This is a genomic window from Coraliomargarita sinensis, assembly GCF_003185655.1.
Lineage (GTDB): Bacteria > Verrucomicrobiota > Verrucomicrobiia > Opitutales > Coraliomargaritaceae > Coraliomargarita_B > Coraliomargarita_B sinensis.
Window position 1 is genome coordinate 22,241 of record NZ_QHJQ01000012.1, and the last position, 12,881, is coordinate 35,121.

The 12,881-nt window shown below is 53.5% G+C and carries 12 protein-coding genes; 8 read left to right on the forward strand and 4 right to left on the reverse strand.

The window, feature by feature from the left end:
- Positions 1-241 precede the first annotated feature (241 nt).
- The 6 genes from DDZ13_RS13555 to DDZ13_RS13580 all read left to right on the forward strand — a co-directional run bounded on the left by DDZ13_RS13555 (position 242) and on the right by DDZ13_RS13580 (position 6,606).
- Positions 242-1,051 carry a succinate dehydrogenase cytochrome b subunit gene (locus DDZ13_RS13555; protein WP_110132001.1) on the forward strand — a complete coding sequence of 270 codons (810 nt, stop codon included), beginning with the start codon at positions 242-244 and terminating at the stop codon, positions 1,049-1,051.
- 15 nt (positions 1,052-1,066) lie between these two features.
- Entirely contained in the window at positions 1,067-3,010 is a 1,944-nt protein-coding gene (locus tag DDZ13_RS13560) for a fumarate reductase/succinate dehydrogenase flavoprotein subunit (RefSeq protein ID WP_110132002.1), read from the forward strand.
- Between the two features lie 30 nt (positions 3,011-3,040).
- A complete protein-coding gene (locus tag DDZ13_RS13565) occupies positions 3,041-3,802 on the forward strand; it encodes a succinate dehydrogenase/fumarate reductase iron-sulfur subunit (protein ID WP_110132057.1) in 762 nt (253 codons plus the stop codon).
- 243 nt (positions 3,803-4,045) lie between these two features.
- Positions 4,046-5,647 (forward strand): DUF7507 domain-containing protein, encoded by a 1,602-nt coding sequence (locus DDZ13_RS13570; protein ID WP_158279925.1) that lies wholly within the window; start codon positions 4,046-4,048, stop codon positions 5,645-5,647.
- Positions 5,648-5,742: 95 nt separating this feature from the next.
- Positions 5,743-6,156 (forward strand): ExbD/TolR family protein, encoded by a 414-nt coding sequence (locus DDZ13_RS13575; protein ID WP_158279926.1) that lies wholly within the window; start codon positions 5,743-5,745, stop codon positions 6,154-6,156.
- Between the two features lie 6 nt (positions 6,157-6,162).
- Entirely contained in the window at positions 6,163-6,606 is a 444-nt protein-coding gene (locus tag DDZ13_RS13580) for an ExbD/TolR family protein (RefSeq protein ID WP_110132005.1), read from the forward strand.
- A 326-nt stretch (positions 6,607-6,932) separates the two neighbouring features.
- Here the strand turns inward: DDZ13_RS13580 and DDZ13_RS13585 are convergent, their stop codons facing one another.
- Together DDZ13_RS13585 and DDZ13_RS13590 are read right to left on the reverse strand one after the other, a co-directional pair.
- Positions 6,933-8,603: a putative manganese-dependent inorganic diphosphatase gene (locus DDZ13_RS13585; RefSeq protein ID WP_110132006.1), complete on the reverse strand. Its 1,671-nt coding sequence runs from the start codon at positions 8,601-8,603 to the stop codon at positions 6,933-6,935.
- A 95-nt stretch (positions 8,604-8,698) separates the two neighbouring features.
- A complete protein-coding gene (locus tag DDZ13_RS13590) occupies positions 8,699-9,400 on the reverse strand; it encodes a type II secretion system protein (RefSeq protein WP_110132007.1) in 702 nt (233 codons plus the stop codon).
- Positions 9,401-9,565: 165 nt separating this feature from the next.
- Here DDZ13_RS13590 and DDZ13_RS13595 point away from each other — a divergent pair, with 165 nt between their 5' ends.
- Both DDZ13_RS13595 and DDZ13_RS13600 read left to right on the forward strand, forming a co-directional pair.
- Complete coding sequence (locus tag DDZ13_RS13595; protein WP_110132008.1) at positions 9,566-10,234, forward strand: DUF4126 domain-containing protein; 669 nt, start codon at positions 9,566-9,568, stop codon at positions 10,232-10,234.
- 176 nt (positions 10,235-10,410) lie between these two features.
- The gene (locus tag DDZ13_RS13600) at positions 10,411-11,286 is read left to right on the forward strand and encodes a 1,4-dihydroxy-2-naphthoate polyprenyltransferase (RefSeq protein WP_110132009.1); all 876 of its coding nucleotides are present in this window, start codon (positions 10,411-10,413) and stop codon (positions 11,284-11,286) included.
- 16 nt (positions 11,287-11,302) lie between these two features.
- On the opposite strand, the gene DDZ13_RS13605 is transcribed toward DDZ13_RS13600, so the two are convergent.
- Complete coding sequence (locus DDZ13_RS13605) at positions 11,303-12,283, reverse strand: bifunctional heptose 7-phosphate kinase/heptose 1-phosphate adenyltransferase (RefSeq protein WP_110132010.1); 981 nt, start codon at positions 12,281-12,283, stop codon at positions 11,303-11,305.
- A 16-nt stretch (positions 12,284-12,299) separates the two neighbouring features.
- A complete protein-coding gene (locus tag DDZ13_RS13610; protein WP_110132011.1) occupies positions 12,300-12,863 on the reverse strand; it encodes a D-sedoheptulose-7-phosphate isomerase in 564 nt (187 codons plus the stop codon).
- Positions 12,864-12,881 lie beyond the last annotated feature (18 nt).

Genomic DNA, 12,881 nt, shown 5'->3' on the forward strand with positions numbered 1-12,881 from the left:
AGGAAGTTATTTTCAATAAGTAAAACTGTTTCAGGGTATATCTGTGATTAGTATTTTTGATTTTAGAATCGACAATTTCATCAGCCTATTCTCAGTCGGGTGTGTTTTATGTCTATTGGCGATTTAAAGTTAGCTTTACTAATAGAGTGTGCAGCATTCACTAATAGATCATGGAGCATAACCTACGCGTTTGAAAACAAACCGCAGCCGCATAGCTATTACACACTGACTAAGACAAATTATGAGTTCTCCACTTTGTAAATTCGTCCAATCCACGATTGGGAGAAAAATTCTCATGGCTCTGACCGGGCTGGTACTCGTCCTTTTCGTGATGGGCCACATGCTCGGAAACTTGCAGATCTTTCTGGGTGCGGAGGTTATCAATGCCTACGCTTACAAGCTGCATCACGTGATGCCGACAGCGGCCCTATGGGCCATCAGGCTTTTCCTGCTTGCCAGTGTTGCCGTCCATATCTGGGCAGCGATATCCTTGACACTGGATAACAAGAAGGCGCGTCCATCGAATTATGCAGAAAATCGCAGGGTCCAGGCGACCTACGCTTCACGTACCATGCGGATCAGCGGCTTCATCTTGTTGGCGTTTATCATTTTTCACATCGCGCATTACACGGCACGCGTGGTTCCGGGAATGCTTTACGATGAGAGTATCGAGAACTCCGTCACGCAAGTGCCCTTGGTGAAGGGTGGTGAGATTGTTCAGAAAAACGGCCATGACGTCATGACCTTCAACGTTAACGATATGATGGTCGCCGGCTTCCAGGTTTGGTGGGTGTCCGCATTTTACATTATCGCGACAGGCCTACTCTGCATGCATTTGGCCCACGGGGTCAGCAGCATGTTCCAAACCCTTGGGCTGCGAAATAAGGAGTGGCGCAAGCGCCTGAATCTCGTGGCCGTGGCTTACGGCTGGATCGTTTTTATCGGTTTTGCGGTCATCCCACTTGCAGCGTTGACCGGTTTGCTTAAGATGGATCCCACCGGCGGGCTCGACGGCACCGTTGCCACAATCACTGAGAATTTACAAAAATAGGACGGAACGTAGACGATGAATCTGGATGCTAAAATACCCGAGGGTCCGATCGCGGAAAAGTGGTCGAGCCATAAGTTTAAAATGAAGCTGGTCAATCCGGCTAACCGCCGGAAGTACCACGTCATCGTGGTGGGCTCCGGCCTCGCCGGTGGCGCGGCTGCCGCCAGTCTGGCTGAGCAGGGTTACAATGTTTCCTGCTTTTGTTACCAGGACAGTCCCCGCCGCGCGCACAGCATTGCGGCACAGGGCGGGATTAACGCGGCCAAGAACTATCAGAATGACGGCGACAGTGTTTACCGCCTGTTTTATGATACGGTTAAAGGCGGCGACTATCGCGCCCGTGAGGCCAACGTTTACCGCCTGGCGGAAGTCAGCGCCGATATCATCGACCAGTGTGTGGCGTCCGGCGTACCTTTTGCCCGTGAATATGGCGGTCAACTGGCCAACCGATCCTTTGGCGGTGCCCAGGTTTCCAGAACTTTCTACGCCCGCGGGCAAACCGGACAGCAGCTCCTTCTGGGGGCTTATGCTTCGCTCAGCCGTCAAATCGGTCTTGGTAAGGTCAAGATGTATAACCGCCACGAAATGCTGGATGTGGTCAAGGTCGACGGGCATGCCAAAGGTATTATTGTCCGGAACATGGTGACGGGTGAGATCTCCCGACACGCCGGTGATTGCGTTGTCTTGGCTACCGGAGGTTACGGCAATGTGTTCTTCCTTTCGACCAATGCGCAGGGGTGCAATGTAACGGCAGCTTACCGCGCTCACAAGCGCGGTGCCGGTTTCGCCAACCCTTGCTACACGCAAATTCATCCGACCTGCATTCCCGTTCACGGCGATCAGCAGTCGAAGCTGACGCTGATGTCCGAGTCGCTCCGAAATGACGGCCGCGTCTGGGCACCCAAGTCGCCGGAGACGGCCAAGAAAATACGTGCCGGTGAGCTGGCTGCGAACGACGTGCCGGAGGATGAGCGCGATTACTATCTGGAACGGAAGTATCCGAGTTTCGGTAACCTGGCTCCGCGTGATATCTCGTCCCGTGCGGCCAAGGAAGCTTGTGATGAGGGCCGCGGTATCGCTTCGACCGGACTGGGGGTCTATCTCGACTTCCGCGACGCCATTAAGCGGGACGGCCAAAAAGCGATTGAAGAACGCTACGGTAATCTTTTTGAGATGTATCAATGCATCACCGGCGACAATCCTTATGAGGTGCCGATGATGATCTTCCCGGCCGTCCACTACACCATGGGCGGTCTTTGGGTGGACTACAACTTGCAGAGCACCATCCCCGGCATGTTCGTGGGAGGTGAGGCGAATTTCTCCGATCACGGTGCGAACCGTCTCGGGGCGTCCGCTCTTATGCAAGGCCTGGCGGATGGCTATTTTGTCCTGCCTTACACTGTAGGGAATTACCTTGGCGAACAGGGCGTGGCCGCCGCAGGTCAGGTTTCGACCGACCACCCGGCCTTTGCTGAAGTCGAAGCTGATGTAAAAGCCCGGATCGATAAACTCATGTCAATTAACGGTAATGAGTCTCCACGTTCATTCCATAAACGACTGGGGCACATCATCTGGGAAAAGTGCGGCATGGCCCGAAGCAAGGAAGGTCTGGAAGAAGCGATCCGCGAGATTCAGGCCCTGCGCAAGGAATTCTGGGAAAACGTTCGCGTCGTGGGTGACGCCGACGGCATCAACCCCGAACTGGAAAAAGCCGGGCGTGTGGCCGATTTCATGGAGTTTGGAGAGCTTTTGTGCCGCGACGCGCTGATGCGTGAAGAGTCTTGTGGTGGTCACTTCCGGGTGGAGCACCAGACGGATGACGGCGAGGCCATGCGAAACGACGAAGACTTTGCCTTTGTTGGTGTCTGGGAATATCTCGGTGACGATCAGGAGCCGAAGCTGCACCGTGAACCGTTGATTTACGAAAACGTCAAGCTGGCGACCCGCAGCTACAAATAATCTAAACCGATCTCGAAAATGGAAAAGACAATGAATCTAACACTCAAGGTCTGGCGCCAAAAGAACGGCGAGACCAAAGGAAAATTTGAAGAGTATCCGTTGAGTGATGTCTCCGAGGATTCCTCATTTCTGGAGATGCTCGATATTCTCAACGAGCAACTCGTCGAGCAGGGGCAGGAGCCGGTGGCATTCGACCATGATTGCCGCGAGGGTATTTGCGGCATGTGCTCCATGACCATTAACGGCATCCCTCACGGACCACAACGGGCGACCACTGCCTGCCAACTCCACATGCGTCATTTCCGTGACGGTCAAACCATCACGATCGAACCATGGCGGGCCAAACCCTTTCCGGTGATGAAAGACCTGGTCGTGGACCGCTCACCCTTCGACCGCATTATACAGTCGGGAGGTTTTATTACCGGACGTACTGGTAGCGCCGTCGATGCAAATGATATGCCGATTCCTAAAAGCACGGCGGACTACGCGATGGATGCGGCGGCATGTATCGGTTGTGGTGCTTGTGTGGCGGCCTGCCCAAATGCATCGGCAATGCTCTTCACTGCAGCGAAAGCCTCACACATGAACAGCCTTCCCCAGGGTAAGGCGGAAAAAGATCGCCGTACTTTGGCTATGGTTTCCACCATGGATGACGAGGGTTTTGGTGGCTGCACCAATATCGGAGAGTGTGAGGCTGTTTGCCCGAAACAAATCTCTCTGGACATGATTGCCCACCTCAACCGTGATTATGCTCAGGCGCAGGTGAAGAATTTCTTTCAAACCGTTTCCTGAGCCTAGCCAACGGGATTGATTTTTACCAGGGCGTGTCACAGATTGTGACACGCCCTTTTTTTAGAAAAAGTTCTTTTATGGGGCGCAGGGTTAAGGTCACCTAATGAAGAATTTTGTGATGTTTTTACTGGCATATACTGGTTAGCTGGTTAGGATTTAGGCTCATCTCAATCATAGATGATCGGGTTTATCTCGCCCGTTACCAAAGTAAACCAACTACACCACAACGAACATATGAATATCATGAAAAAGTTCCTAGGAGCTACCGTTATGGTCGGAATGTTTGCTGTGTCTGGTTTTCAGCTTCACGCTGATCCGGACCCAGGCAAAAATTTCACCGTTTCGGATTCTCCTGACACAACGGTCTTCAATCTGAAGGTCCCGTCCAACAACCGACATATTAACGATTTCCGTGGTCAGCCAAAAGCTGAGCCAGCACCGGCACCTGCGCCGGCACCTGCGCCCAAGGCTGATTGCGACCCCGGCGTTGTTACCGATTACGTAGACCAGTACCTGGTCCGTCTGGAAAAGTCGGCTCCCGCCATGGTTTCTCTGAACGAGAACTATGACTACAACTATACCGTTACCGCTAAAGACAAGGTAAAGAAGGTTGTTGTCGAGGAGCAGATTCCTGCCGGCACCACTTATGTTTCCAGTGATCCGGAAGCAGATGTCAGTGGCAGCAATGTCACCTGGACGCTCTACAACCTTGAGAAAGGTGACAATGTCGCTCTCAAGCTTACGGTGAAGCCGACACAAGTTGCGGATCTCAGCAGCTGTGCAACAATCACCGCCTACCCGGAAGCTTGCACGACAACTTCGGTTGGTGTGCCGGAACTGGCTATTGTTAAGACGACTCCCAATGAGCAGGTGCTTCTTGGTGCCGGTGTTCCCTGGAACATCACGGTCACCAATACCGGTAACTTCTGCGCTTATGATGTTGTCGTCACCGACACACTTCCAAACGGCGTGACACACGCTTCCGGTGAGAAGGTACTGACCACTGAGTTAGGCACACTTGCACCGGGTGAAAGCCGTGACATCACTGTGAACACAGAAGCCGCTGCTACCGGCGAACACTGCAACGTTGCCGTTGTTGATTCCTCCAATGCCGGCTCCGCCAAGGATGACGCTTGCGTCGTCGTCGTGGAAGCAGGTCTGGATGTAACGAAGGAAGGCACACCGATGCAGTTTGTCGGCAAGAAGGCCTCTTACACCATCAAGGTGACCAACACCGGTGATGTGCCGCTTACCGACGTCGTCGTTACCGATACTGTACCGTCCCAGAACGAGCTGCTTGCGGCTCCGGGCGCCCAGATCAACGGTAACACCGCTACTTGGACAACCAACCTTGGTGCCGGCGAATCCAAGAGCTTCGAGCTCACAGTTCGTGGTAAGCAAGGTGGCACCTACTGTAACCAAGTCAGCGCTTCTTCCGCTGAATACGGTCTCAGTGGTTCCGACGAAGCTTGCACCGAATGGCGCGGCTATCCGGCTCTCCTCATCGAGGTGATCGATACGGAAGATCCGTTGCTTGAAGGTGAGCAAACCACATATGTGGTACAAATCACTAACCAGGGTACCGCTCAGGATACCAACGTCACACTTGATGTGGCACTTCCGGGCGAGCTTAAGGTGATCTCCGCATCCGGTGACACCAAGGGCACGATCTCTGGTAACAAGGTAAGCTTCGCTGCTTATCCGGTACTCAAGGCCAAGGAAATTATCGAATTCCGCGTGGTTGCAGAAGCCGTCTCCGAAGGTGACGCACGCTTCAAGGCCCAAATGGATTCCGATCTGCTCCGCAGCCCGGTTCCGGAAGAAGAAGCCACACAGGTTTACTAAGACCATTCCGGTCTGAACTTTCAGAGGCGTCCGCATGGCGGGCGCCTCTTTTTTTTGTCTTCAAACCGGACGCATTCAGATACTTAATGATGCTCATGGCACGCCGCCGAAAGAGCCACCCGCCGGAAGAGGATTTTCCCATGACGCCGATGATCGACATGGTCTTCCTTCTCTTGGTCTTCTTTATGACGGTCAGCACGCTTGCCCAGGCCGACAAGCAGGTGAAGCTGGACCTGCCTGAATCCGAGCAGAGTGATGTTCCCGATGATTTGTCGGACCGTGGCACGGTTTCCCTGGATGCCGATGGGAATCTTTACCTGGGGGCACGTCCGCTCGATATAGAAGGGATGCAGGGCGAGATGAAGCAGGCGCTCGAAGCTAATCCGGAATTACGTATTCATGTCCGCGCGGACTCCCAAACGCCTTATCGGGAGATCAGGAAAGTCCTCAATGCATGTGCCGAGGTCGGTGCTTATGAGGTCATATACGCGACCTACCAATCACGCTGATCACTTATGGCGAAATTACGCAGAAGGCAGGAAGACAAAACCTCCATACCAATCGCTCCTATGATTGATGTGGTTTTCTTGCTGCTGATCTACTTCATGGTTTCATCGACACTGGAACGTCAGGAAGCGGATCTCTCATTTCAGCTTCCCGGTTCGGTGGAGCAGGAAGAACCCTTGGATTTACCGGACGAGCAGGTAATTGAGATACAGGATGGCGGCCAGGTTGTGGTGAATGATTATTCCTACGACAGTCCGGAGGAAGACCGTTTCGACGAATTAGCTGCCATGCTGACACGTTTCCGTGAGGCCAGTGAGGCCAACAAGGTGGAGGCGATTGTCACCATCTCGCCGGGCGGTAGCGTTAAGCACGCCCAAATCGTCAAGGTGATGGACGCCTGCTCGCTCGCGGGTATCGAAGCGGTTAATTTTGCTTTGGGTGGCGAAGGTTAGAGCGAATGGCAGGTAGAAGTGTGTTTTACTGCTGCTGGACGTAGGTGACCCGCTTCAGCCGGTCGCCCGAGCTTGCAAGTGCTGCCGTTTGGCCGATTCGGATCGCACGGCTATCAGCAGAGCGACTACGGTAAATACTCTTAATTAAGTTTCATTCAAGTTATACACTTCTAAAAAAGAATTGATACTTAATGGTTGTAGCGATGGCACGCCAGTGCCGTCGATTAGCACTCAGATACCACCCTCAACCTTGCTGGCGCAAGTTCGCTACAAAATCTGTTTCCAAAAAGATCAAAACTTTTGCAAAGTGGTATTAGACGAGGCTACTAGCCAAGCATGCCCATCGTCTTCAACATGGTCGAGATGTAGGGGATCAATTGCTTCTTACGGCTGACAATGCCCGTTAATTCGTAAATGTTGCTCTGGCTACGGCGAGGATAGCTAATGGCCGACTTCACTTCATCATTGGCAGCAGCTACAAGAAGTGAGTTTTGCGAGTTGATATCGGTCACCAGTAGGAAACTGAAATAGAGCTCCTCCTTTTGACGATAAGCTTCGAGTTCGTCGCTGAGTTCCTCTTCATTTTTCCAAAAGTTGTCGAAGCCAAGTTCCTCAATCTGTGAGACGGAGTAGCGGAAATCACCTTCATCGTAGATTTTGCAGTCTGCGCTGATGACCTGTTCCGCAGTGTTGTTGATAATGAGTGAGCCCGCGGAAAAAATGATGTCAGCCAGTTCCTTGGGCTCGATGTCCGCGATCGGGCTGAGCCAATCCAGCAGCTCACCTTCAAGGGGAGTCGTTGTCGGGCTGTTGAGGAGTAGGGTGTCGGAAATGATTCCCGCCATCATGACGCCGGCAATAGATGGCTTTGGGGTGAGGCCGGCGGAGCGGAAGAGATCGGCGACAATGGAACAGGTGGATCCTACCGGTCGATTAATGAACAAGATCGGCTGCTCGGTCGGAATATTGCCCAACCGGTGATGGTCCAGGATTTCCGTGATTTGCACATCGCTGGCTCCATTTACCGCCTGGCCCAACTCGTTGTGGTCAACGAGTGCGATACGTGTGCTACTGGGGCGAAGAATATCACTTTTCGAGAAGACTCCGATAAGTTGCTGGTCGTCGTTAACCACCATATAGAGAGGGTCGGCGCTATTTGCGATACGCCGCTTGACGGAGGCGATGGTATCCTGGGGGGTGAAGCGCTGAACTTCGGATTCGATGACGCCGCCGATGTGCGTCGCGGTTTTGATGATCCAGGAGGTGGTTGCGGAGTCGTATGGGCTGACAATCAGTGAAACATTATGCTCTTTCGCCCGCGCCACCACATCTTCGTCGACCTCCAGTCCGCCGGTCACCACCAGGAGACGAACGCCCAGCTGGATGGAACGTTCCTGAATATCCCAGCGGTCGCCAACGATGATGATGCTTTTTTCCGAGGGGAGTCCCTGTTCCTTGTGATGGCTCCCAAAGGAGCGGATGTCCATAGCACCAATCCGGACGAACAGTTCTTCAATCTGATCGGTGTTATCACAGTGCAGAATTTCTGCATCGAGCGATCGTATGATCGAGCTAATGCTGGTGTTGACCCGTCGCATCGCCTTGGGCTCTTTGGGCTTGGGAATGAAAAATTCGCCCAGCTGGAAAATCGAGACCATGCCTTCCACATGACCTTCGCTGTCGACTACGGGAAGTGCGCGGACGTCATATTTGTCGATGAGTTCGAGTGCTTCGGAACAGGTGCTTTCGCGGGAGACGCTCAAGACCTGCTTGTGCATCAGATTATCGACCCGTGGCGTCACATCACCGATGAAACGGGGGAGCTTTACTTTAAAGCGCTCGAGAATGGCTTCAATACGTGCGTTGGAGTTGCCGCAGCGAGCTGCGATATACTCGGACTGTCCCGTGGCATGCTTGTACGCTTCGTATGCCAGTGCAGAACAGATGGCATCCACATCGGGGTTCTTATGACCGAGGATATAGATAGGTGAGGACATTTTATTGCATCCGTATTATTGGGGCCGATGGCAAATGCCAGACATAAAAAAGCGAGCATCCGTTTGGATGCTCGCTAGGTAAAAAATATCAGATCTTAGTTGGATTCTCTCAGGATTTCGCCGTTCACACCGACTGCATCTTCAATGCTGCTGGTCTTGGAGGCATCAACAGGATCGACAAGCTGATCAACCACGTCTTCGTAGAAGACAACGTGACCATCCAGGTAGGCGATGTGTCCGCCTTGACCTTCCCATGGAGAGGTCGGCTCCCATTGGCCGGTAGTAAGCAGTCCACGTGTCCAAATCAGCGGGGTAATCGTGGCCTGTGCATTGGGGCTGAGGTCGGCCCCCATTTCATAGCTGACAGCGTCAGCAGCAGCATTCCAGTCAGTAGTAGGCGCTACATCAGTGGCCGTGTTGATATTTTGAAGGATGATTTGAGGAATATCAGCAAGTGCCGCAACATTCACATCTGAACCGATGAAGTAGAGGGCACCGTCATTCAAACCGCCGAACTCTGCAAGAACTTGAGCCCACTGTGCTGGGGTATTTGCGCTGAATTCGCCGGGAGCCCAAGTGCCTTGGGTGATAATCCGTGTTCTGGAACCGGAGATGCTGAAATTGTTATAAGCCAAGGCAATCTGCTTGAGGTTACTTTGCGAAGAAGCTTGGGCAGCTTTGATTCGCACCGCGCCAACAGCAGGAATAAGGATCGCGGCAAGAATGCCGATAATCGCGATAACGGTAAGAAGTTCAATCAGGGTAAAACCTGCACGGGGTGATTTAGTAGTATTCATAATAAATAAAGTTAAGACGAGTGTTTATAATGTATAAGTGATTAACCTACATTGAACGTGGGAGAAGTCCAATTTTTTTTTATCAGACTTATCAAAGGTCCAGTGGCATTACACAATGAACTCTACGCTTCCAAAGACGGTCAAATCAATTAGAAATATGACACTATGAACGAATTTATGGCTATCTTTGCGGGGGTCGGACTGGCCGCCGCGTGCGGTTTCCGTGTTTTTGTCCCTCTTTTCGTCGCGAGCCTGGCGGCAAACACGGGAATGGAGGTCGATTTCCTCGGAGGCTTCAATGTCGAAGAAGTGTTAGGAGAGCACCACTGGTTGGGCAGTACGCCGGTGACTATTATGCTTGGCGTAGCAACGGTCGTGGAAATAGGCAGTTACTACATCCCCTGGATTGACAATGCCCTGGATACGATTGCGACCCCGTTGGCGGTGACGGCGGGCACGGTCATCACCGGCACCATGCTGCCTGAATTCATGGGGGACGGTTCCTTTAAGTGGGCCGTCGCGATGATTGCCGGAGGTGGTACGGCAGGGGTGGTTCAGGGAGCTTCGGTGATCGCCCGCGGAACCTCCTCGGCCACGACGGGGGGGATTGGCAACCCGGCCGTATCCACGGCCGAGTTGGGCGGTTCCGTCCTGACGGCGGGCTTGGCCGTGTTGATTCCGATTCTCGCGGGTGTTTTGGTTCTTTTCCTACTCTATTTCGTGATTCGAACGATTTATCGCTATTTCAAACGCCGGGCGGCGGCAAAACGGGAAGCCAAGCTCGCGGCCAAGGCTGCCGGCGAGCGGACTGACGACAAAAGCTATATTCCGTAGCGAACTGGCACGAGCCAGGTCGAGCGGCGGCTGTCGAACTCGTCTCACTCATTTTTTTGGCTGGCAACCGTGAAAATGCGGCCCCTCTGCTTTTCCTAATATGACAAACCGAAGTGATATACAGGCGAGACGCTCGTGCTACCTGCTAACGAGCAAGCTGCACCGCTCTTTTCAATATGAGTAAAATTCCCGTCTGGCTGGAGGCCACTCGCCCCAAAACACTATCGGCGGCCGTCTGTCCGGTCTTGGTCGGCACATCATTGGCATGGCACGCAGGGCTCTTTGACTGGCGACCTGCATTGATTTGCCTATTTTTTGCATTGTTGGTACAAATCGGAACGAACTTTGCCAATGACTACCTGGACGGTGTGAAGGGTTCGGATACGCAAAAGCGGATCGGTCCTCAACGCGCTGTGGCAAGCGGTCTGGTGCGCGCCGATTCCATGAAGCGAGCGGCGTTGGTTGTGTTGGGGGCTGCTTTTTGCCTCGGGCTTTTACTCATCCCTTTCGGAGGCTGGTGGCTGCTGGCAGTGGGCGTGGTCTCTGTCCTCTGTGCCTGGTGTTACACCGGGGGGCCTTACCCCCTGGCTTACAATGGGCTGGGGGATGTCTTTGTCATTTTGTTTTTCGGCTTTATTGCCGTCGGTTGCACTTATTTTGTTCAGGCAGGTCCACCGGATTGGGTGGTGTACTGGTCCGGCTTCGCCTGTGGCCTGCTGATTAACAACATTCTGGTGGTCAACAACTACAGAGATGTGGAGGAGGACCTCGTTTCGGGTAAAAAGACCCTGGCGGTAAGCTTCGGCCGTACATTTGCATTGTGGCAGTACCGGACGACTGTGTTTACCGTCGCCATGATCACATGCTGTCTTTCCGTGGCGCTGCAGAACCGCTTACTGCCTCTAGCTCTGTTGGCCCTGATTCCTGCCGCTTTGCTGGCATGGCGTTTGCCTGAGCTTCACAGCTCAGACGAATATCTCGCGGCTCTCAAAACATCCGGCGTGGTCGTGGCCGCTTACGGCTTGGTCTTTTCGGCTGCCCTTGCTTTTTGAAGAAACGGTCGAGTTCTTAGTTCGGTCGCTTTGCGAGCAATTCGGCCGAGGAGATGGGCGCCGTTCCCAGGTGTCCCACCACGATGCCGGCCGCTTTATTGGCTAGCGCGGCAGCATCTTCGAGGCTTTCGCCAGCGGCAAGCGCGGCAGTTAAAACGGCGATTACCGTATCACCGGCACCGGAGACATCAAAAACTTCACGTGCTTCCGTCGTCATCCGTCCGATGATTCGCCCGGCTTCGCCCAGTAGCATTCCGTCCGCTCCAAGAGTGATGACCAGTTTCTCCGGGCCATATTTCCTGAAGATGGCATCGCACACTGCCGTATCATCAAAGTCGGCATCGGGGCTGTTGTCGAATCCCGCCATCTGCAAGGCTTCCGCACGGTTGGGAGTCATCAGCCCGAGTCCCTGCAGGTCCAAGTGTCGTTTTGGCTTGGGATCGATTACCAGTAGGGGAGATGTCGCCTTGTTTGCGAATTCCGAGCGTATCCGCTGCAGCAGTCCGTCGTTGATGACCCCTTTTGCGTAGTCGGAAAGGAGGATGGCATCAGCTGCGCCGATTAATTCGTTAAACTCCTTGGAATCAAAAAGATGATCCAGGGCATAGTCGCTTGCCTTGCCCTCGCGGTCGATCCGGCAGAGTTGTTGCCTTTGGACGACAACCCGAGTCTTTAAAATGGTGGGGATGTTCTGCTTTTGGCCCAATGCGGAGAGTTTGATCTGTTTTCCCGCCAGTAGTTCCCGCAGGCGCAGGCACTCGTGGTCGTCGCTGTAGCTTCCGAGTATCGTCGGGCGGATGCCGAGGCCTGCCAGATTGTTCGCGACATTGGCGGCCCCTCCGGGGACATAGCGGTCCGATGCCACAGAGACGACAGGGACAGGGGCTTCAGGCGAGATGCGTGTGGCATCCCCCATGATGTAGTGGTCCAGCATAATGTCCCCGATCACGAGAACGTTCAAGTCCGGGAGCTTCTTCAGCGTGTTCTGAATATCCATGCGCTAATGTTGTCCGCTAGGTCCAATCCATACCTTCGACCTGTTCCAGCCAGGTATGAAGTATAAAGGTATGTATTTCCTGAATACGAGCTGTGTTATGATTCGGGACGATGACGGTATGGTCCGCAATCTCTTTGATCTTTCCGCCATCGCCACCGGAGAGCAGTATGGTGGTGGCTCCTTTGGCTGAGGCGGCGCGAAGGGCCTGAAAAATGTTTTCCGAGTTTCCGCTGGTGGAGAAACCGACGACAATATCGCCTTTTTTGACGAGCGCTTCCACCTGCCGGGAGAAGATTTCGTCGAAGCCGTAGTCGTTTGCGATGCAGGTCAGTACCGACGTGTCGGTGTTGAGGGAGACGGCCGGCAGTGGACGCCGATCACCGCGATAGCGTCCGACGAGCTCTTCGCAAAGGTGCATGGAGTCGGTCGCGCTGCCGCCGTTGCCGCAGGCAAAGACGGTGTGGCCCGACTGCAGGCGCTGGACAATCAATTCCGCGGTGGTTTCGACTGCGGGTAGCTGCGCTTCAAAAGCCTCAAGAGTGGATTTGAGCTTTCCGTATTCTTCTTCTGCGGTGGTCATTGTCTTCAATGGAATATG

Excerpts from the sequence above, each read along its gene's own strand:
- DDZ13_RS13555 (WP_110132001.1), top strand. The coding sequence starts at position 242 with ATGAGTTCTCCACTTTGTAAATTCGTCCAATCCACGATTGGGAGAAAA.
- DDZ13_RS13560 (WP_110132002.1), top strand. The coding sequence starts at position 1,067 with ATGAATCTGGATGCTAAAATACCCGAGGGTCCGATCGCGGAAAAGTGG.
- DDZ13_RS13565 (WP_110132057.1), top strand. The coding sequence starts at position 3,041 with ATGAATCTAACACTCAAGGTCTGGCGCCAAAAGAACGGCGAGACCAAA.
- DDZ13_RS13570 (WP_158279925.1), top strand. The coding sequence starts at position 4,046 with ATGAAAAAGTTCCTAGGAGCTACCGTTATGGTCGGAATGTTTGCTGTG.
- DDZ13_RS13575 (WP_158279926.1), top strand. The coding sequence starts at position 5,743 with ATGGCACGCCGCCGAAAGAGCCACCCGCCGGAAGAGGATTTTCCCATG.
- DDZ13_RS13580 (WP_110132005.1), top strand. The coding sequence starts at position 6,163 with ATGGCGAAATTACGCAGAAGGCAGGAAGACAAAACCTCCATACCAATC.
- DDZ13_RS13585 (WP_110132006.1), bottom strand. The coding sequence starts at position 8,603 with ATGTCCTCACCTATCTATATCCTCGGTCATAAGAACCCCGATGTGGAT.
- DDZ13_RS13590 (WP_110132007.1), bottom strand. The coding sequence starts at position 9,400 with ATGAATACTACTAAATCACCCCGTGCAGGTTTTACCCTGATTGAACTT.
- DDZ13_RS13595 (WP_110132008.1), top strand. The coding sequence starts at position 9,566 with ATGAACGAATTTATGGCTATCTTTGCGGGGGTCGGACTGGCCGCCGCG.
- DDZ13_RS13600 (WP_110132009.1), top strand. The coding sequence starts at position 10,411 with ATGAGTAAAATTCCCGTCTGGCTGGAGGCCACTCGCCCCAAAACACTA.
- DDZ13_RS13605 (WP_110132010.1), bottom strand. The coding sequence starts at position 12,283 with ATGGATATTCAGAACACGCTGAAGAAGCTCCCGGACTTGAACGTTCTC.
- DDZ13_RS13610 (WP_110132011.1), bottom strand. The coding sequence starts at position 12,863 with ATGACCACCGCAGAAGAAGAATACGGAAAGCTCAAATCCACTCTTGAG.